The sequence below is a fragment of the Vibrio sp. FF266 genome (genome assembly GCF_041439695.1).
In the GTDB taxonomy this organism is placed as follows: Bacteria; Pseudomonadota; Gammaproteobacteria; order Enterobacterales; family Vibrionaceae; genus Vibrio; species Vibrio tasmaniensis_A.
Genome location: NZ_JBGOOO010000003.1, coordinates 28,313 through 46,537, shown reverse-complemented (window position 1 = coordinate 46,537; position 18,225 = coordinate 28,313). Strand labels below are relative to the sequence as shown.

Annotated in this window: 19 protein-coding genes and 1 pseudogene; 18 read left to right on the top strand and 2 right to left on the bottom strand. The window is 43.1% G+C overall.

What is annotated here, in order from left to right; translation table 11 throughout:
- The first annotated feature begins 117 nt into the window (after nt 1-117).
- The 7 genes from ACED59_RS03610 (at nt 118) to ACED59_RS03580 (ending at nt 5,591) form a co-directional block, all read left to right on the top strand.
- Entirely contained in the window at nt 118-792 is a 675-nt protein-coding gene (locus ACED59_RS03610; protein ID WP_017096384.1) for a glutathione S-transferase family protein, read from the top strand.
- 368 nt (nt 793-1,160) lie between these two features.
- Entirely contained in the window at nt 1,161-2,384 is a 1,224-nt protein-coding gene (locus ACED59_RS03605) for a hypothetical protein (RefSeq protein ID WP_241820686.1), read from the top strand.
- The gene (locus ACED59_RS03600) at nt 2,381-2,827 is read left to right on the top strand and encodes a hypothetical protein (RefSeq protein WP_017096386.1); all 447 of its coding nucleotides are present in this window, start codon (nt 2,381-2,383) and stop codon (nt 2,825-2,827) included. The genes ACED59_RS03605 and ACED59_RS03600 overlap by 4 nt, the downstream gene beginning before the upstream one ends.
- 127 nt (nt 2,828-2,954) lie before the next feature.
- The gene (locus ACED59_RS03595) at nt 2,955-3,395 is read left to right on the top strand and encodes a DUF2079 domain-containing protein (protein ID WP_102582543.1); all 441 of its coding nucleotides are present in this window, start codon (nt 2,955-2,957) and stop codon (nt 3,393-3,395) included.
- A gap of 85 nt (nt 3,396-3,480) precedes the next feature.
- Nucleotides 3,481-3,951, top strand: coding sequence for a hypothetical protein (locus ACED59_RS03590; protein ID WP_017096313.1), 471 nt, complete (start codon nt 3,481-3,483; stop codon nt 3,949-3,951).
- Nucleotides 3,952-4,519: 568 nt separating this feature from the next.
- Entirely contained in the window at nt 4,520-4,966 is a 447-nt protein-coding gene (locus ACED59_RS03585; protein ID WP_017096315.1) for a hypothetical protein, read from the top strand.
- 178 nt (nt 4,967-5,144) lie between these two features.
- Nucleotides 5,145-5,591, top strand: a complete 447-nt coding sequence (locus tag ACED59_RS03580; protein ID WP_102250281.1) for a DUF2079 domain-containing protein — start codon at nt 5,145-5,147, stop codon at nt 5,589-5,591.
- Between the two features lie 87 nt (nt 5,592-5,678).
- Here ACED59_RS03580 and ACED59_RS03575 read toward each other — a convergent pair.
- Both ACED59_RS03575 and ACED59_RS03570 read right to left on the bottom strand, forming a co-directional pair.
- Nucleotides 5,679-5,936 (bottom strand): annotated as a pseudogene (locus ACED59_RS03575) (IMP dehydrogenase); the annotation flags it as partial.
- Between the two features lie 142 nt (nt 5,937-6,078).
- Nucleotides 6,079-6,786: a KilA-N domain-containing protein gene (locus ACED59_RS03570; RefSeq protein WP_102258051.1), complete on the bottom strand. Its 708-nt coding sequence runs from the start codon at nt 6,784-6,786 to the stop codon at nt 6,079-6,081.
- 518 nt (nt 6,787-7,304) lie between these two features.
- Here ACED59_RS03570 and ACED59_RS03565 point away from each other — a divergent pair.
- The 11 genes from ACED59_RS03565 to ACED59_RS03515 all read left to right on the top strand — a co-directional run bounded on the left by ACED59_RS03565 (nt 7,305) and on the right by ACED59_RS03515 (nt 18,224).
- The gene (locus ACED59_RS03565; RefSeq protein WP_102258052.1) at nt 7,305-8,585 is read left to right on the top strand and encodes a hypothetical protein; all 1,281 of its coding nucleotides are present in this window, start codon (nt 7,305-7,307) and stop codon (nt 8,583-8,585) included.
- 178 nt (nt 8,586-8,763) lie between these two features.
- Nucleotides 8,764-10,338, top strand: coding sequence for an EAL domain-containing protein (locus ACED59_RS03560; RefSeq protein ID WP_017061839.1), 1,575 nt, complete (start codon nt 8,764-8,766; stop codon nt 10,336-10,338).
- 716 nt (nt 10,339-11,054) lie between these two features.
- Nucleotides 11,055-11,426: a hypothetical protein gene (locus tag ACED59_RS03555; protein WP_102258053.1), complete on the top strand. Its 372-nt coding sequence runs from the start codon at nt 11,055-11,057 to the stop codon at nt 11,424-11,426.
- A gap of 173 nt (nt 11,427-11,599) precedes the next feature.
- Nucleotides 11,600-11,902 (top strand): type IV conjugative transfer system pilin TraA, encoded by a 303-nt coding sequence (locus ACED59_RS03550; RefSeq protein ID WP_102258054.1) that lies wholly within the window; start codon nt 11,600-11,602, stop codon nt 11,900-11,902.
- Nucleotides 11,903-11,943: 41 nt separating this feature from the next.
- Complete coding sequence (traL, locus tag ACED59_RS03545) at nt 11,944-12,249, top strand: type IV conjugative transfer system protein TraL (RefSeq protein WP_016800278.1); 306 nt, start codon at nt 11,944-11,946, stop codon at nt 12,247-12,249.
- Entirely contained in the window at nt 12,249-12,809 is a 561-nt protein-coding gene (gene traE, locus ACED59_RS03540) for a type IV conjugative transfer system protein TraE (protein ID WP_371705117.1), read from the top strand. The genes traL and traE overlap by 1 nt, the downstream gene beginning before the upstream one ends.
- Nucleotides 12,806-13,531, top strand: a complete 726-nt coding sequence (traK, locus tag ACED59_RS03535; protein ID WP_016800276.1) for a type-F conjugative transfer system secretin TraK — start codon at nt 12,806-12,808, stop codon at nt 13,529-13,531. The genes traE and traK overlap by 4 nt, the downstream gene beginning before the upstream one ends.
- A complete protein-coding gene (locus ACED59_RS03530) occupies nt 13,528-14,940 on the top strand; it encodes a TraB/VirB10 family protein (protein WP_017102846.1) in 1,413 nt (470 codons plus the stop codon). The genes traK and ACED59_RS03530 overlap by 4 nt, the downstream gene beginning before the upstream one ends.
- Nucleotides 14,941-14,951: 11 nt before the next feature.
- Nucleotides 14,952-15,332: a type IV conjugative transfer system lipoprotein TraV gene (gene traV / locus ACED59_RS03525; protein WP_016800273.1), complete on the top strand. Its 381-nt coding sequence runs from the start codon at nt 14,952-14,954 to the stop codon at nt 15,330-15,332.
- Between the two features lie 4 nt (nt 15,333-15,336).
- Nucleotides 15,337-17,880, top strand: coding sequence for a type IV secretion system protein TraC (gene traC, locus ACED59_RS03520; RefSeq protein ID WP_016800272.1), 2,544 nt, complete (start codon nt 15,337-15,339; stop codon nt 17,878-17,880).
- On the top strand, nt 17,877-18,224 hold the full coding sequence (locus ACED59_RS03515) for a TrbI F-type domain-containing protein (protein ID WP_016800271.1): 348 nt from the start codon (nt 17,877-17,879) through the stop codon (nt 18,222-18,224). The genes traC and ACED59_RS03515 overlap by 4 nt, the downstream gene beginning before the upstream one ends.
- Nucleotide 18,225 lies beyond the last annotated feature (1 nt).

Below are 18,225 nucleotides of genomic sequence, written 5' to 3'. Positions count from 1 at the left end.
GTTTTAAGCACATAGACTTAAAACACGCATCAGCCGATTTTCAAATAAATTAAAATCAATTATTGAACGGTCGTTCAAGTGGTGCTTTAATGAATCACCAATACAAGGAGTTACCCCATGCTTAAGTTCTATTTTCACCAAACACCCAACCCAATGAAGATCGCTCTGTTTCTAGAAGAGACAGGCCTAGATTTTGAACTCGTTCCTGTTGATACCTTAAAGGGCGAGCAACACACTCCGGAATATCGCTTAATAAACCCGAACGGAAAAACACCAGCCATTGAAGACGATGGGCAACGCGTGTTCGATTCTAACGCTATACTTTTGTACCTATCAGAGAAGACAGGCAAGCTTGGTGGTCAGCCAGAAGACAGAGCCGAACTGCTCTCTTGGATGATGTTTATCGCGAGCGGCCTTGGCCCTTATTCAGGTCAATCGGTACACTTCCGCCATGCTGCACCAGCAGGCCTCGACTACGCTGTGAACCGTTACCTACGTGAAGCACAACGTCATTACGAAGTGTTAGAAAAGCATATGGAAGGTCGTGAGTTTATCGTCGGAAATGAGTACACCATTGCCGATGTCGCTGCATGGGGTTGGATTGATAAAGCACCTTTCGTGCTTGGTGAAGAAGGCTTAGAACCTTACCCGAACTTGAAGCGTTGGTTTAACACGATCAACACTCGCCCTGCTGCACTACGTGCCCGCGAGATTGGTAAAGGCATTGAATTTAAAACCGAACGTGATGAAGAAGCGAAACGAGCACTGTTTCCGTCGAATTATGCGAAGTAGAAGAGACTTAAGGCTTAACACTGTTCGAAGCGACGACTAAGTCTAAAATAGCGAGAGCCGCTCAATGTGGCTCTTCGTTATTGAAAAATTCAAATTCATGCATCTTGGTCTTGACTAAATTAAAGAACAGCTATGAATGTAGGGCTATTAAAGCATAAGCATCTTAGTTGGAAGACCCGTTTTCACTAACCCCAGCCCCTTTATCTACGATTTATTATTTTATACCTGACACATACCAACTAGACCAATGAAAGGTATGTGAGATTCTCCGCACTCATAGTAATTTAGTTAAAATCACTATTCATTTAGGATAATTTTTTTTCTTGCATCAGTAGAATTCATAACAAATTAAATTGGGTGTTAAAACAATGAGTGACAATAAGAGTATTTTTCCAGAAAGGTCAATGGCTCGTGAGGCTGAACTAACTAACAAATCAACGATCAATTCTAATGCCGATGAGGACACATTTTTCCCAAAAACCTCTATGGCTTACCAAAATGAAGTCAAAGCATCTCGTATTACACCAGGGATGGGGCAAGGCTTTTTACCACCCTTAAAAAAATCTGGGTACATGCAAGCAACAGCACAACAAAATGCGCCGACTCAAACTGCAAACATTGCCCCTGAAAATATGTATTGGCCTCCTTATAATTTTATTGAGGGGGAATACATCAATACGAAGGTACTACCTGATGACGCGCTAAGGACGCAATTACAAAATAGTCACACTGAAGTTATGCTTTTAACTTTAGAAGAGGCGTTTAGAGTCCTACAAAGTTGGGGCTGGATGGATACTAAAGATACTTGGAAGTCCATGACAACCTCAACTGGCAGTCAAGTTATGATTAATTATGGGGTCAATGGTAAGGATGTTGTATCAACTTCAATGGTTATTGCTCAATTTAACCTCCATGGTTTAAGGGCAACAAAACTTGGATTAAAAGCCACTTTTGGTATGAAAATGGCTACTGAATTCAACAAAATTGGCAATGAAATGATCAAACTAACTGGTCATTCAGGCTTAAGACGTATTTTAACAGCATCATACTACAGACTCGATAATCCAAAGATTGTACAGCTAGGTATTGGCAAGTATGGCTTATCCCACTCTATAAAATCTGGAACCGTTCTAACTATTTATGTCGCTGCTGGATATCGAATATTAGACTACGCACTTAATGATGAAGTGTTTTTGACTGACCTCATCGGTTCTCTGGCGACAGATTTAGTTAAAATAGGAATATCTTCGATTGTCTCTGCTGCATTTGGTGCTACAGCAATGGCTCTAACATCTTTCGTTGCAGCACATTTAGTAGTAGTAGTAGCTGCAGGATTATTAACGTCAATGGTATTAAATGAATTGGATAACCACTATGGCATTACTGCTAAAGTGATAGAATTACTAGAAAAAGCACAACAAGAAGCTGTTGAGAAAGGGAAAGAGCTACAAAAAGACGCCTATGATAGCTTCTTAGATCTTGCCGAAATGCTTGTAGAAGGGGCTCTGGAAACAGGAAAAGAAGTAGTCGAGGCAGAAATCCGACACTTTATAAAAACATCACTAAATGAATTAATTTTGAAACCATTATGAAGCTAAAACCTGCATTAGAAAAAATCAAAAGAGTTTACAAGATAGCTGCAGGTACACTGCTTTTTGCTATTATGACAGCCGCTTCATTTTATATGGGATGGAACAATATCATTGAATTAAGGCAACCTATTGGTGATGTTGAGGTATATTCTCGATTTGACCTCGCAGTTATTCCTATGGGCGTAATGATGCTAATAGTGCTCATCTTGGGTATATGCTATGTGATAACAGAAGAGCGGTGGGAAGATAGGTACAGTGCAAGATTGCCGCTTTCTAGTTTAGGGTTTGCTGCTTTAGCTATTCTATTAACACTTGCCACACCTTATATTTATGAGTCGAGATATAAAGAGGCAGGGCTACAAGAATGTACCGGAACTCCAGTAGGATACATGCCATTCTTTGGTAAGAAATTTGCCGTTGAACCATCACTTTGCAAGAAATGAGGGCTAAACTTTGCTGCCTTAACATTTGACGAGCAAAAAAGTAAGAAGTTTAAGACAGCGTTATTGATTTAGCTTCAATGTTGGTCGCGAGAGCCTCGACACGAACAAAGAACGAATACAAGCTGATATGAAATCCTTTGTAAATAAACTTAAAAGAGTTTGCACCCTCGTAGCAGGAGTCATAATTTTTGCGACTATCACTGTGTACGCACTCTATACGGGATGCTTAAATATTTTAGAGTTTGGGCAACCTATAGGTGAGGTCGAAACATACTCACGATTCAACTTATCCCTTTTTCCTATGGGAATTTTTACACTTGTAATGACCATTATAAGCATTTTCTATATTATTACAGGGGAACGTTGGGAAGACAGATATGGTGGAGTGCTACCATTATCTTCATTAGTATTCGTCGGAATTGCGTTAATTTTAACACTCATAACCCCTTCGATTTACGAGTCAAAGTATGAAGAGGCAGGCCTCAAAGCATGCTCTGGTGTTCCAACTTCTTACCTTCCTTTTTTTGGTAAGAAATTTGCAGTTGATCCATCACTTTGCAGAAAATAACGATACGTATTGAGCTGCCTAACAAGCAAGTAAATTACCACCTTCTAAAGAAGGTGGCTTTGTGTGAGCCCCCTAAAAGGAGTCTTTGTTTAGTCCAGCGCTAATTGCTGCTGTTCCACGCGCTCTTTCTTCTCCTGATGCCTTACATAACGTCGATTGGTTTATCATTAAAAACTTCCGCTTCCATCAACAAACAATTATGAGTGGTTACAAATGGAAAATGAATAACCCTCAAGTGATAAAAATGGGATTAGGTATCAGGGATCTTCAGGCGTTTAAAAGCTTTGTTCGGGTAAATACTGGATTAGAAGTCGCATTTTCACTAGGAAGCAATGCTGTCGACTACATTTTAAGAGATGATGCTACCCTGGAGCAGTTTATAGGCAGCTCTGCACAAGATATTGTAAAGGGTATCGTTGCATTAGCAGCTTCGGCGACTGTAACCGCTGTTTTATTGTCTGGTATAGCTACAGTGTCAATTATAGGGGCTGGTTTATTATTTGTAGCCGTATCATATTTTGTTGGTCAAGCTGTTAATGTTGCTTTCGAGGAATAGAAAGACGCTATAACAGGCTATACACAAAATAAAGCAAAAGAAGATGCCGAGGACTACATCCAGGACATTAACGGTTACAGCTATTCAATGTCAGACGCTTTAAGGAATGCTGCATTATGACCAAGTACGTGAAGTTGTTAATTATAGTTTTTACGATCATTTTATCCGGTTATTTTAGCTACCAAAACATACTCATGGTTCAAAAAGTTGGTGATGTGGTTAAAGTTGATGGAATTATGAACATTGGCTCCACATATGGTGTTTTTTTCGTTGCTCTGGCTTCGTTAAGTGGTTCACTAGCTCTCATTTTCAACTTACCACTCCCCATTCTAAACGAGAATCTATCCTATTTGTTTTGATAATCATGGCTCCGATCTTTACTTACATGACTGATAATCAAATCCAGAAAAATTTAGAAGGCTATATTGAATGCACAAGTAAAAATACAAATACATTGAGGTATTCAAATCGAACTTATGTAATCTCTCCAGAATTATGTAAAGGCCAATAGTAAAGGTTAAAATAACATGTTCAAAAAACCACCAAATGAATTAGTTTTGAAACCATTATGAACCTTAAATCAGCATTAGAAAAAATTAAAAGAGTTTACAAACTATTTATTGGGGCTGTTTTAGTGGTGTTCCTAGCCCTTGTTAGCTTATACATTGGGATTAACGAACTCCTCTCTCTTTCAAATGAAGTATCTGATGTAGAGGTATATTATCGGTTTAACTTAGCAATGATTCCGATAGCTGGTGCTTTGACTTCATTGTTCGTGGCTGCCGTTTACTTTGTAGTAAAAGAAACACGTCTTGATGACGTTTCTGGGAATACTGTTAGCTACAGTATAATGATTTCATTCATATTATCTGTGTTAGTAACACTAATCACACCATCAATATACGAGTCACGCTTCGAAAATTCTGGCCTCAAAGTATGCTCTGGTACACCTGTAGGTTACCTACCTTTCTTTGCAAAGAAATATGCTATTGACCCATCTCTTTGCAAGAAATGAGGGCTAAACTTTGCAGCCTTAACATTTGACGAGCAAAAATATAAGAAGTTTAAGACAGCGTTATTGATTTGGCAGCGATGTTAGTATCTGGAGTGCTCGAAACGAGCAAAGAAGTAATAGAAACTGAAATTAAAACGTTCGTCAAAAACTCACTAAATGAGCTTTTACCAAGAGAATTATGAACATTAGAAGTACGATAAACAAACTCAAAAGAGTCTCAAAGTTTATTCCTGCAGTTTTTATTGGATTAACTTTGTCATTTGTAAGCCTAGCCTTTGGAATCAATAATATCATTTCACTGAATGAAGATATTGGTGATGTCGCTGTATACTCTCGATTTGATCTTGCCCTAATTCCTATAGGGTTAATAATGCTTGTATTTTTTATAGTGGGAACATATTTCATATTTACCGAAACACGCTGGGAAGATAGGTATGGTGGAGCCTTACCTCTTTCAGCAATAGCATTAGCCGGGATTGCTTTAGTTTTAACATTCATGACCCCTTCGATTTACGAGTCAAAGTATGAAGAGGCAGGCCTCAAAGCATGCTCTGGTATTCCAACGTCTTACCTTCCTTTTTTTGGTAAGAAATTTGCCGTTGAACCATCACTTTGCAGAAAATAACGATACGTATTGAGCTGTCTAACAACCACACAAAAAAAGAGCCGCAAAAGCGGCTCTTGATTTTCAAACTATTCGAACTCGTTCAGATTACTCTTTACCGAATACGTTGTTCTCTTGCTCTTGTACACGAATGAAAGTCGTACGCTTAGTTAGCTCTTTAAGCTTCGCTGCGCCTACGTATGTACAAGTTGAACGTACACCACCAAGGATGTCAGAAATTGTGTTGTGAACTGAACCACGGTATGGAAGTAAAACAGTTTTACCTTCCGCAGCACGGTACTTAGCAACACCACCTGAGTGCTTGTCCATAGCTGACTGTGAAGACATTCCATAGAACTTGGAAAAAACGAATGCAATGCATTACAAATCAATAGGTTAATTAAAATAAAATGTATATAAAAACAGTGGTAATTGACGTTTTATCTCCATAAATAACGCTGTTTTACAATGAATGCCGCCATTTTTGCCGCCATTTTTGCCGCCACTTTTACATAACCCTGTTCATCAACGAATTATGATTTCGGCTTAACGCCATTACATCATCTACCAACTTCTCGAGTTGCTTTTGCTGCATTTGCATTCGGCCTTGGAAGCTTTGGTATTCACTTTCATCCACTAATGCTAGCCCGTGTTCTCTCGCTTGCTGCTTGAGTAACTGCAGTTCTGGGATTTGACTACGCAATTCATTTTCTAAGTCTTGTTTAAGTACTCTTTTTGCCAATGCGTGTTCAAAACCATGCTCTTGTGACCAAGTATTGGTATTGAATACGGCATTGTAGTGCACATGAACATTTTGGCTTGTTACGTTTTTCGCCTTCGCCAATTCAAAGATTAAGTCGTTTAAGGATAGGTCTTGCGGAACAGTTGGAGTAGGAAGTGCTAGAGCTGTGGGCATACTGTCGAACGCACGAATGGCATTTAGGTGGAACTTTGGGCTAATCCACATTGCGTATGAGTAGACCAATTCTTTGCATACCCAAGTCCCCGCATCACTACCGTCACGTTTGGTATTTATAGCAAAGCAGGAATTACTGCTTTGCTCAATTTCATTAACCAGTTCTTGAGTTTGCTGATTCTTGATAAAAATACTTGGACGATGTCGATTGTGTCCACCACTCGCTTTATGCAGATCGTTTAGCGAATACAAATTATCGAGTGTGCGAATGTCTTTAGAAAAGATTGTTAAATTTGGCATGGTTGCCTCCTTGGGGATGATCTTTAAATCACCACACAAAGGGACTAATCTTCGGGTGGTGAGCTGAACAAGGTTAGTCCTACCGCTCCCAAGGTTACGGCCAGCCGAAGCTGCCTCGCCCAGCCCACCATAATGCTGATAGTACGTTTTATAAGTAAAGCGACTATGTTCAGGTGTGCTGAAGCTGCACATAAAAAACCAGCAAAAGCTAGCGTCTATGCGCCTTGGGTGTATATTGCGGGGGACTAATCCCGACACTGGATTTTGCCAGTGCCGTTACAGATTAACGATGTGGAAGATCGGTGTCAAACGTTTAATAACGTTGCATATTGTATAGAGCGCGGTTCTTACAATCAGCTTGCCTCACCCATGAACGTAGACAGAATCGAGACAAAAACAACTCCAGAGCACACACGCAGTTCCAGAGTCACACTAAATTATTAACTAATTTAGATTCGTTTTATTTGTAACTATTGTAATTTTAGCCACCCATACAAATACGAATGATAATAATTATCATGAATTGTTTAAAGAAAATAATAGTTTCCTCATTTTTCCTCTCACCAATACATTGTTATTCTACAGAAATTATAGGGGAAGCTTTTCAATCGAATGACTCTTACGAAAATAAGATTAGAGATAACAAATCGTTAGAGTTAGAAGCCCCTGACTGTACTGGCAACTCCTCTTGGATTGATTACCCTTCCTTACCTCAAGAGCCTACAGAAACGAGTAAATCCGATATTAATTGCAGTTTTATGCAGTTTGCATGGCAATCTTTTGCTTATTATACCAGTGACAAGACACCGGGTTTATTCTTGAATATGATGCCGAAAGACAGAATATTTAAAGAGATACCCGATAGTTGGGACAATAAAGGTGATCAAGGATTAGTACAAAGTGAGATCCTTCAAGCCGGCTCTAATTTCCCATTGAACGATCAAGAAGGCAATCCGGTCTTCTATCAACAAAGTGTCAATAAAAAATTCTACAATGACATCGTCAAACACGGATTAAACAATAGCCAATGTGTCGCCGATATTGACAGTGGGAAAACACCGTTTGAAATATCCCCAGGCTCCACTGAAGTAAAAACCTCATGGAAATTAATATCTAATAACGACAACCCTGAAAAATTTTTCACTATTCATAGAGATGTTGAGATCGACGGGGCAGTAAGGAGTAATGTTCTAATGGGCTTGGTCGGGATTCATGTAGTGCGAAAAACAAGGAATCATCCTGAATTCATTTGGACCACATTTGAACACAAGGAAAACGCTCCTGATTGTGCTGATGTTCCTAACCTATCAAATTTTGAAAAATCAGGTAAATGGACATTTTTCAACCCAATGTCCTTTCAGAAAGTGAATACTTACTTCCCTGGTAAACCTACTCAAGTCTGTAGAGAAACACCCTATGGGGTTGGTGTTTTAACGAAAACTGAAGTAGCTAAAGATATAAAAGCGCTTAACGAGGCAATGTCAGATTATTACCAATCACGTAAATCTGTTTGGTCTAACTACTTCCTTGTGGGCACATCTTGGACAGTCTCAAACGAGAGTGATTTAAATAAAGGAGAGGTGCCTCCCTCTTGGAAAAATGAAATAGGGGGTTCGAAGTTATTATCAAACAGTACAATAGAGACCTATGTCCAAAACCCTCAATGGTTTGCTTTAGTGCATCCTAAAGAAGATAGGGGCTGTTTTGCTTGTCATAAATATGACCCTTTAACAAAGAAAGCCTTACATTTAAGCCATATGTTTAATGCGGCCCAAGATTACGGTCAGTGTTTTCTTTAAGGCTTGATTTAGAACCTAAAAATTGAAACTTCCTAACAAAGAGTGATCGGCTTTCCACTTTTATGATTTTACCCTTTCAGATTAAAAGGTTTTATAGAAATTAACGTTAATTAAACCGCATAATAACATTTCACAGCTCAACACAATTCGTTGGATTTATAATTATAAAGAGTTAAGTATGCGCTCCAGACACCCTTGGTTAGACCGCTTATTCAGTCCCCACCCTCAATGGGTCTATAAGACTGGTGTTATGTTATTGGCCCTGTTGTTTAGCTTATTGGCTTCATTAGCAACCAGTCTTTATCAAGTTCATAATGAAATTAAGCATGACGTCGACTACCTCGATCAAATCGTTTCTGTTGCGATTAAATATGGGCTTGAAAAACCCACTCTTTCTGAAGCCAGCGTCGCTAGCGGTGAATGCTCCACTGACACAATAGAGCAGTTAGAGAAGCTTTATGTGTCGCATCTACTTATGTCGATACCCATCGTTAATCTTGATAAGCAGAAACCTTATACCTATTGCTCTCCTTTCGGCGTTGAGCAATTTGAACAACGTAATTTTAAGAACTTACTCAGTACACAATTAAAAGGGGAAATGTGGCGTTTAGCGATTTATTCTCTCTCCACAACCCCAAAACATCCCCCCTATTTATACGGTTCGAATGGACAATATGGCTTCCTCTTTCCATTACGCACGGAATACCTTTTTCTTGAAAATGATTTAGACCATCAACGCTCTATTCGTTTATCTTTACCAAAAGAAAATTACACTATCCTTGAAATAGGCAGTTTGCCCAATGCTGATCGCCTGTACTCGAACTCAGTTGCTTCAAACTATCTTCCTCTTACCTTTGAATCCTCCGTCTCTGCCTCACGAGTGCTTTCGAAGTTTAAGCAAAACTTGTGGCCGGTCACCACTTTACTCTTTATGATTTCACTCACCATTCTTTGGTTATGTGTTTCCTATTGGCATGCAAAAAAAGAAATTGCTCTTCAAAAAGCGGTTCGAGACGCCCAGTTTTTCCCCTATTATCAACCCATTGTAGACGCACAAACAGGTAAAATGCTCGGTGTCGAAGCTTTACTCCGATGGCTTCCCTCTGATGGCCGCGTCATAGAACCAAGCAAGTTCATCCATTATCTAGAGCAAAGTGGGGATATCATTCCAACAACAGAAAATCTCATTACAACCATTTACCGCGACTTATCGTCTTTGATGAGTCAAAACGCTGAGTTTTATTGCAGTGTCAACATCACTCCTCTGCACCTACAAAATGACGATTTTTACCACTATTTAAAGCGGTTTCAGCATGACTACTCAAAACTGACGCTTGAATTGACAGAACGCCAACCGATTGAAAATTTGGCGTTTGCCAGTCAGCGCCTCGCCTTACTCAAAACATTAGGACTTAAAATAAGCCTTGATGATGCAGGTACCGGTTATGGCGGAAACTCCTATTTGCATTATTTCGATATTGACACTATCAAAATAGACAAAATGTTTACACGCTCCATTGATGAAGGAAAATCCGCTGTTCTAGATGGGTATATTAAAATGGCTAAGCAGTTAGAAATGAATCTAGTAGCGGAAGGGGTTGAAAATAAGCTTGAAGCTAACGGGCTTTTATTAAGAGGCGTCTTTCAACATCAAGGTTACTATTACGCTAAACCTATGTCGATTGAAGATCTCCATCGCTGGGCTTTAGATTATGGTTATACTCACGAGCGGGTTAGTGAGGCGCTCAGCTAAAAACATCACGGAGCTTACCTTAGTCAACAACGAAAAGATGCTCTTGCTAATACTCGTGGTTTAGCCTAACTGAGTCCATAAAACGAACTCGTCGGGAGTAAAGAAGATAACCACACTCTTTGCTCATTTGTGGCATCACTTACTTAAAGTGGTCCACCAAGTTCCCCTTGTGGGATAACGAACCGTTCCCGCCTTACACATCAGAACATGTACGTCAGAAAACCCTTTTGGCCCGTTCTTTCACGATAGGTCGAAAACCAAGTCCCTTGTGCGTTGCTGATGCTTTCAAACATTGTCATCCCCATTGATGTTGATTCATACTGACTACGTTGATATCGCAGTCTTTGAGATCAAAGTCGAAAAACACATTCGTCGGCTTTTTATTCCATCTGCATACCAACACCCGTATCACCGTAAGAGTGGCTGCCTTCACTATTGCAAAAAGCGCCGCAGATGGGCGCAGGCCTGCGTAATATGCCTAAAAAGTTCAGGAGCCTTACCTGGGGCGACGTCCAAGGCTGTTTTTCTACTCAATTAAGCACGCTGGTTGAGTGGTTCAACAGAGTTACTTGGGAATACCAGACACCACATCCTTTGGGTGTGCGCATTCTACTACAAGAATGCACAAGCCAGTTTGTAGCACGGCTCTTGAGAGAGAGCCCATTGTTTTGTTCTTTTAAAAGAGCAAAACAATGTCCTTAAAAGGAGTTTGAATAATGCAAATTGTATACGGATATTGTCGTGAAGATGAGGCGGGGAATTTATTGGACCGCTTTGTTAAACAAGGGGATTTTGTCAGCTTCAAAGAACTGGGCTCAGTCGGGCGTGAATACATGGCATTTGCTGCTTTGTTGCCTTTTACTGACCGCCTCCCCTTTCCTTTCTATTGGAAGGGTGTTCATTTCGTTTCGGTTCAAAAACACACCCAATCAGTCCGTCAACTCACGCCACCACCATCAAAAAATGCTCGCAAAAAACATTATCGTAAACTCAAGAACACGATAATGACCCCTCAAAATTGGAAACAACACGTCAGTCGCAATCGCGGTTTGAAGTATGTAAACGCTTCCTTGTTGCCTTTAATGTAATCAAGAAGCGCATGGGACTCAACGGCAACATCTTAACTCATGCGGTTTAAAGCCTGCCCAAAAGTCTGACGAACGAACAACGTCCATTTTTCAACCCACCAGATGCACGACACCCCTTTTGATAATGGCGGTGCGATGTCGTGCCTCTTTTATCTACATTTAAAGGTAACCAAATGAAAAATAAAACATCACGCTTTCACTGCCCTCTTACGTATTGGCGTTACGTCTGCACGCTTATGGCCGTCTACTTTGCTTGTGCGTCACCCGCTTACGCCAATGACCTCTTTGCCAGTGGTAAAGATACCGTAACCAACACGGTCGGAACGGGGTCTTCTGGCGAGTTCTACATTTTAGTGGCAGGCCTAATTGGCGGCATCATCGTGGGCATCATGCAAAAGAACTGGGTGGGTGGCATCATCGGCTTTTTCGTTGGCGTGGTGTTCTGGGAAGTTGGTAAAGGGTTTGTAGGCTTATAAACCACATAAGGAGAGCGCGAAACTATTCGCCCTATTTCACCATGGATCATCAAGACAAACAAACCCTCTTCGCTTTTCCAAACTACTTACAAACCGACGTCAAAATAGTCGGATTTCCAATCGATGAAATACTCCCTTCTATCTTGTTGTTTTTGATGTTGTTCAACATCAATCGGTTGGTCGCGGTCGCCGTGTGTATCGGATTTTTCCTCACCATTCGCAGCTTAAAAGTCCGACACGGCCCCAAATTCATCATTCACTTCATCCACTGGTATGGGGATGACACAGCGAATAAAACCATTTTTAAACGCACGCCCCCCGCCACAAAAAAATATTGGATTTACTGATGCTCAATGAACATAACGGCGAGGCGCTTAAAGCGGCTCGCTTTATCAATTACGCCCTCACCGCGGTGGTGTTGATCACCGCCTTAGGAACCGCTGGGTTGAGTTTTGCTTTATTAAGCCAAAACCAAGCGGAAAAGCGCACCTTCGTGCCACCTCATATCGACCGAGCGTTTACGATCTCAAGCGATGCGGTTGATGAAGCGTATCTTTCTATGATGGCCGATTGGTGGATACACCTAAAATTTAATGTCACGCCCTCTAACGTTAAACGTCAATTCAACTTACTCATTACCTACGTGCCGCCTAAATACTGGAGCGGCTTACAAGACAAGTTGATGCGAGAAGCCGAATTTATCATCGAGAACGACGTCACCAGTTTTTTTGAAGTTGACACGCTGTCTATCAACCTGAATGAAATGAAAATACGGGTCAAAGGCACGCTCAACAAAACCATCGCGGGGCGCACACTTGACCCTGAGCCCGTGACTTATCTACTCCAAGCCGATTACTCAAGTGGCTTGATTGAACTTCACACCATCGCCCAAGAGATACCGTTATGAAAATACGCTTGATTTATGCTTTTTTTGGTTTGTTGTTACCCATCATGAGCCACGCCCATACGATTGACGCAAAGACCTACTATTTTGAGCAAAATGATACCATTGTGTTGCCCTTATCCTCGGTCAACACCAACCGTTTAGTAGTGAAAGACGACAAGATATTAAACCTTCATTGCCCTAGAGGGTTTTGTCTCGCTAAAGCCAATCAACGAGACCAATCGGGCTCTATTACCGTCAAACTCAACATCGCCTTGCCTTTTACCGCGCACGTCACCACAGAGAAAGGTCAAAATTTCTCGCTTTTTATCAACCCTAAAGCCGTCCCTGCGGTGGTGAATGAGTTTATTCCGCTTCGCTCTACTGCAGAGAAAAGTGTCTTTGAAAAAGATCTCGAATACCCTTTGGCCTTGGGGCAACTCACCAAACAAATGATACATTGGCAGCGTTCAAAGACGCCTATCCCAGGGTTTCGTGTCCATCCGATTGACCCCGAAACCCTCCCCAAAGACACGTCGCCACTGGCCATTATTCCGCAGACCCTTTTTGTAGGCCGCCCCTTCTCAGGGCTTATTTATCAAGTTAAAAACCAATCCAATGACACCGTCACTCTGACCGAAGCGCAATTTTACAGTTACGCCAGTCGGAGCGCCTCACTTGATCGTTATACCTTACCCCCAGGTGAATCTACACATCTGTACATCATCACAGGAGGTCGCGAATGAAACGATTGAAACAGTGGCTTTTTAGAGAGTCAGACTTAGAGGATGGAGTGCTCGCCAATGACCAAAGTAAGCAGCGTAACCAAATACTCAGCCTGTTAGCCGTTGCGCTCTTAGTCGCAGTTTTTTTTGCGTTTAAAGCCTTTAAACAACCTCGAATCTCGCTAGATACTGCGAAAGAAGTCGTTGAGCCAGCCCCCAATTTTGGGGAAATCATTACTGATGATTTTACCGACAAAGACAACCGCTCAGCCTTGACCTTACAAGGTCAAGACATTGAAGACGTCAAAGAGAAGATGGAAAACCTCAATCGAGACGTCGATCGTTTGATGACGAGCAACGAAAATACGATTTCGCAAATGAAGAAAGAGAACGAGATCTTACGCGAGGAATTACGCCAACATCAAGAAGCGCAACGCACCATCGCCTTGCCATCAACCCAATCGCTACCCTCAAAGGAAGCCGGTCACCTCACCGTCATGGGAGAGCCTGCGCCGTTTGGCTCGCGCCCACTTCCTCCCAAACCTTTGCCCTCTTACGCCACTAATGATCTGCAAAAAGAGAGCTTTCAATACAGCAAAGCCGATAAGGCCTCGTTTGATGACCAAGGGCAAGCGTTTGACTCGTTTGATTTTTTTTGGACAGCCTCCTCAGAGTCAGCGTACCAACGAACCGTCGACAATTACGTCCCGTCGGGCACCTTTGTGACCGCCAAAATCACCGGTGGCGCCGATGCCAATGCCGGGGCGTTCGGCCAAAGTGATACCGCCCCCATCGTGTTTCAAACCGTGCATGAAGGCGTGTTGCCCAATGGAGAAAAGAGCCACCTCAAAGACTGCACCATCATTGGGAGCGTGTACGGTGACCTTTCTTCCAATCGCGGCGTGGCGCGCACTCATACCCTCAGCTGCATTCGGGACGGTCGAATTTTAGATATCCCCGTTCAAGGCACCGTCTTTAACTTTGGGCGCAATGGCATCCGTGGCACCTCGATTTTACGTAACGGCAAAATCGTCCAAATGGCGGGGATCTCAGGCATCTTAACCGGACTGGGTGAGACCGGGGCGGGCTTGGCCAGCACCACCTCAACCTCAGCGCTTGGCTCAACGTCGAGCCTCAACAGCAAGGATGTGGGATTAAGTTTATTGGGCAATGCCACCTCGGACGTGGGGAGTAAGCTTTCGGATTACTACATTGCCTTAGCCGAGTTATATCACCCCTTCATCGAAATCAATCCAGGGGGCATCGTGAATATCGTCTTTACGAAAGGGTTCCCTCTGGATGATGAGGAAGCGATCAAACGCTATGTTGATCATCAGACAAAAGAGCAAGAGCAAGCAAAACCAGACACCCTTTTAGAAACCATCACACTCAACCCTCTCGCGGCAGAAGTTAACCAACAATTAAATTAAGGTCGGCTTTTATGACTATCAAACTTTTCACAGCGCTGCTTATTAGCCTACTAGCAGGTTGCTCTGCGGGCTTTCAAGATGAATTTAGTTGCCAAAAAATCGGCGGTATACCCGGCTGCGCCAGCATGGATGACATTCGCAACATCTCGACACACCCAACAACACAACAAGTCGCCGAGGCTAACGTCCTGGCTTCCCACCCTTTTGCCTTACTGCCAAGACGCACCCGTGAAGGCCATCCTATTCGAACCCAAGACACGGTTAGGAAGGTGGTGATTTTTCCCTTTACTTCGGATGACACCACCACTTACCTCGACACAATGGATATTTACATTGTGTTAGACGAGTCTACCTGGACAGGTCGCCCTGTTCAGGCTATCAAGAAGGATTAACGCCATGGGCGTCTCAAAAGATTTAAAGGGTTTTTATCAAGAAGCCAAACGTGAATATAACCACCTTCATTCTGAACTGCCTTACCGCACTTTTGATGCGCAGCACAGCCTCTTTCATAACAAAAAGGGCGTAGGATTTGGATTCAAATTGAGCGTCTTAACGGGGGCGAATGACGACATGGTGGAGGCATTTAACCGTCTCATCATGGATTTACCGCCTGGCCATAAATGGGATTACCATTTTTCCATGATGGGCCACAACCACGTGAGTCATTTGATTGAGCAAAATACCGCCTTGAAATCCGCTCGTGCGGGTATTTGCAGTGAATTAGCAAAACAAGAAGCCGATTACGCCAACTTTGCGGCTCACCACGGCTTTTTTCATCGTCAGAAGCATTACTTTGACATCAAAGATTACAGCGCGTGGTTGTTTGTCTCCAGTACGGACGATGTTGATAGTGTGTTGGATTGCAAAGAGGCGCTCACCACGACTTTATCCCAAATTGGACTGGAGCTCACGCCGCTTACCCCCGAAGGCTTAATCAACTACGTCGAAGGCATTCTCAATTTTGACCCCACACAAACCGCCCCTCGCGGATCTGACTACGCACCAGAAGCGTTGATCTACAAACAAGTCCTCTCTCCTGATACCGAGTTTTTAACTCGCCGACATTACACCGACGTTCGCTTTAGTAACCGCCAACATCAAACGGTGACCTCGCGGATCATTTCATTGGGTTTACGCAGTACACCTCGAACTTTCCGCCTTTACGCCTTGCCCGATTGTTTTGCGTCCTTAAAGAGCGTGGCCAAAAATGTGCAATGTCCACACCTCATGACCCTCAATTTTCGCCATCAAGAATCGGGCAGTTTTGCGACCAAAAATGGCGGACGCATTGGAGAGCTGGAAAAAACACTCAAGTCCCCGATGGCATTTTTCTTCCCTCAAGCGAAGAAAGAGCAGAGCGAACGCGAGCAAATTCGAGATGAAATGTCGGATGGCATCAACAGCATGGCATACATGCACCTGACGCTGACGTTATTTACCAACAAAAAATCCGAGCGACTGCATCGCACTACGGCCATTAACGCCTTTCGCTCTGGCGGGATTGATTTACAAACCGTCTCGATGCTGCAAAGCCAAGCGCTCATGACGACCTTACCGTTCATGATGACCGATGGGTTTTGGGCCGATTGCGACCGTGCTGGACGCATTCAAACCGTAAAAACCGGCAATGTGGCCAACCTCTTGCCTCTTGTGATGGACGTAAAGAATTTCAGTGGCGGCATGATGCTTCCCACCATGCGCCAACAAGCCTTTTGGTTTAATCCGTTTAATTGTGGCTCAGATAACTACAACATCGCCCTGACCGGAGGCTCCGGGGCAGGAAAATCCTTCTTTGTGCAAAAGCTCGCCGAAACCCTCTTTGCCATGAACGGTAAAATCTGGGCGTTAGATAAAGGAAAGAGCTTTAAAAAGCTCACCTTGATGCTTGGCGGCCGCTACATGACAGCTGAGAAGATTTACCTCAATCCATTCACTCACCTGGAACGCATTGCCATGGGGGATGACTATACCGATGAAAAAGGCGAACAGGTCAACCCTCTCAAGGAAACGCTGCACACCATCACCGGACTCTTTGCGACCATGGCCTGCCCCACACACGAAATGGGAGATTTTGAAAAATCGGTCCTCGGTGATTGCATCATTGCGGCTTGGCAGGCACACAAAAGCGAGACGTTGGTTGACCATGTGCAAGAAGCGCTGTTTGCGGCGGCCGAAAAACAAGGCGGTGATCGCCGCCTTTCTGATATCGCCATGCAACTGAATAAATACCGCTCAGAGGGGATCTACGGTGACACCTTCAATAAACCGTCCATGCTGGATCCCAATGTCCACTTTACCACCATTGAACTCGACGGATTTCCCTCGGACATCATGCGACCGGTGATTTTTGCGCTGATGTCGAGCATCACTCAGCAGATGTACCTTTCAGGCTCTCGTTCAACGCCGAAGATGTGCATCATTGAAGAGGCGTGGTCTCTGATGGCTGGCTCTAATGCACAGGCACAAGAATTCATCAATACCGGTTATCGCACCGCCCGAAAATTTGGGGGTTCGTTTTGCACCGTGACGCAAGGGATTGAGGATTTTTACAGCACACCTGAAGCGCTCGCTGCGTTCAATAACTCCGACATTCACATCACTCTGCGTCAAGGCAGTGGATTGGCGAAATTCATCAAAGACAATCCTTCACACTTTTCACCCTATGAGCAATTTGTCATCAAGAGTTTTGAAAAGTCCTCCATCGCCGGTTACAGCTCTGTCATGCTAAAAACCGGTGATGTAACGACCTTTCATCGCTTGTTTGCCGATCCTTTTACTCGTGCGTGCCTTTCGACAGAGCCGCATGAGTTTGAGTACTGTGAAACCTTGATGAACCAAGGCGTCCCACTCATGGATGCGGTCAATCAAACCGCAGAGCATTTTTACGGACCAGAAATTGAGATCTTCAACACCCTCATCTATGGTAAGGAGGCCAAATGAAATCCATCCGTCACACACGTCTTGTCGGTGCCCTGTTTGCCATAGTGTTGATGATGTTCACGCTGATGGCCGTCAAGCTCAACACCGCCCCTCAAATCGTGGTCTTCGATATCGAACAAACGTTAGCGCAATATCAAGACCAACTCATTGAAGCCAACCTCAGCGATCAGGAGCACAGCGCGCAATTGGCGACCTTTGATACGGAACTCAGGCGGCTCTTGAAAGAATACGCGCAAGCGCACCATCTCGTGATTATCGTGCCAGGCGCGCTCATCAGCGGCGCACCGGATAGAACCACCGAGATCCAACATTACGTTATTGAGGCGCTTAAAAAGGAGTCATGAT

Excerpts from the sequence above, each read along its gene's own strand:
- ACED59_RS03605 (WP_241820686.1), top strand. The coding sequence starts at position 1,161 with ATGAGTGACAATAAGAGTATTTTTCCAGAAAGGTCAATGGCTCGTGAG.
- ACED59_RS03595 (WP_102582543.1), top strand. The coding sequence starts at position 2,955 with ATGAAATCCTTTGTAAATAAACTTAAAAGAGTTTGCACCCTCGTAGCA.
- ACED59_RS03560 (WP_017061839.1), top strand. The coding sequence starts at position 8,764 with ATGCGCTCCAGACACCCTTGGTTAGACCGCTTATTCAGTCCCCACCCT.
- traL (WP_016800278.1), top strand. The coding sequence starts at position 11,944 with ATGGATCATCAAGACAAACAAACCCTCTTCGCTTTTCCAAACTACTTA.
- traE (WP_371705117.1), top strand. The coding sequence starts at position 12,249 with ATGCTCAATGAACATAACGGCGAGGCGCTTAAAGCGGCTCGCTTTATC.
- traK (WP_016800276.1), top strand. The coding sequence starts at position 12,806 with ATGAAAATACGCTTGATTTATGCTTTTTTTGGTTTGTTGTTACCCATC.
- ACED59_RS03580 (WP_102250281.1), top strand. The coding sequence starts at position 5,145 with ATGAACATTAGAAGTACGATAAACAAACTCAAAAGAGTCTCAAAGTTT.
- ACED59_RS03515 (WP_016800271.1), top strand. The coding sequence starts at position 17,877 with ATGAAATCCATCCGTCACACACGTCTTGTCGGTGCCCTGTTTGCCATA.
- ACED59_RS03550 (WP_102258054.1), top strand. The coding sequence starts at position 11,600 with ATGAAAAATAAAACATCACGCTTTCACTGCCCTCTTACGTATTGGCGT.
- ACED59_RS03570 (WP_102258051.1), bottom strand. The coding sequence starts at position 6,786 with ATGCCAAATTTAACAATCTTTTCTAAAGACATTCGCACACTCGATAAT.
- ACED59_RS03555 (WP_102258053.1), top strand. The coding sequence starts at position 11,055 with ATGCAAATTGTATACGGATATTGTCGTGAAGATGAGGCGGGGAATTTA.
- ACED59_RS03600 (WP_017096386.1), top strand. The coding sequence starts at position 2,381 with ATGAAGCTAAAACCTGCATTAGAAAAAATCAAAAGAGTTTACAAGATA.
- ACED59_RS03565 (WP_102258052.1), top strand. The coding sequence starts at position 7,305 with ATGAATTGTTTAAAGAAAATAATAGTTTCCTCATTTTTCCTCTCACCA.
- ACED59_RS03585 (WP_017096315.1), top strand. The coding sequence starts at position 4,520 with ATGAACCTTAAATCAGCATTAGAAAAAATTAAAAGAGTTTACAAACTA.
- traV (WP_016800273.1), top strand. The coding sequence starts at position 14,952 with ATGACTATCAAACTTTTCACAGCGCTGCTTATTAGCCTACTAGCAGGT.
- ACED59_RS03530 (WP_017102846.1), top strand. The coding sequence starts at position 13,528 with ATGAAACGATTGAAACAGTGGCTTTTTAGAGAGTCAGACTTAGAGGAT.
- ACED59_RS03610 (WP_017096384.1), top strand. The coding sequence starts at position 118 with ATGCTTAAGTTCTATTTTCACCAAACACCCAACCCAATGAAGATCGCT.
- traC (WP_016800272.1), top strand. The coding sequence starts at position 15,337 with ATGGGCGTCTCAAAAGATTTAAAGGGTTTTTATCAAGAAGCCAAACGT.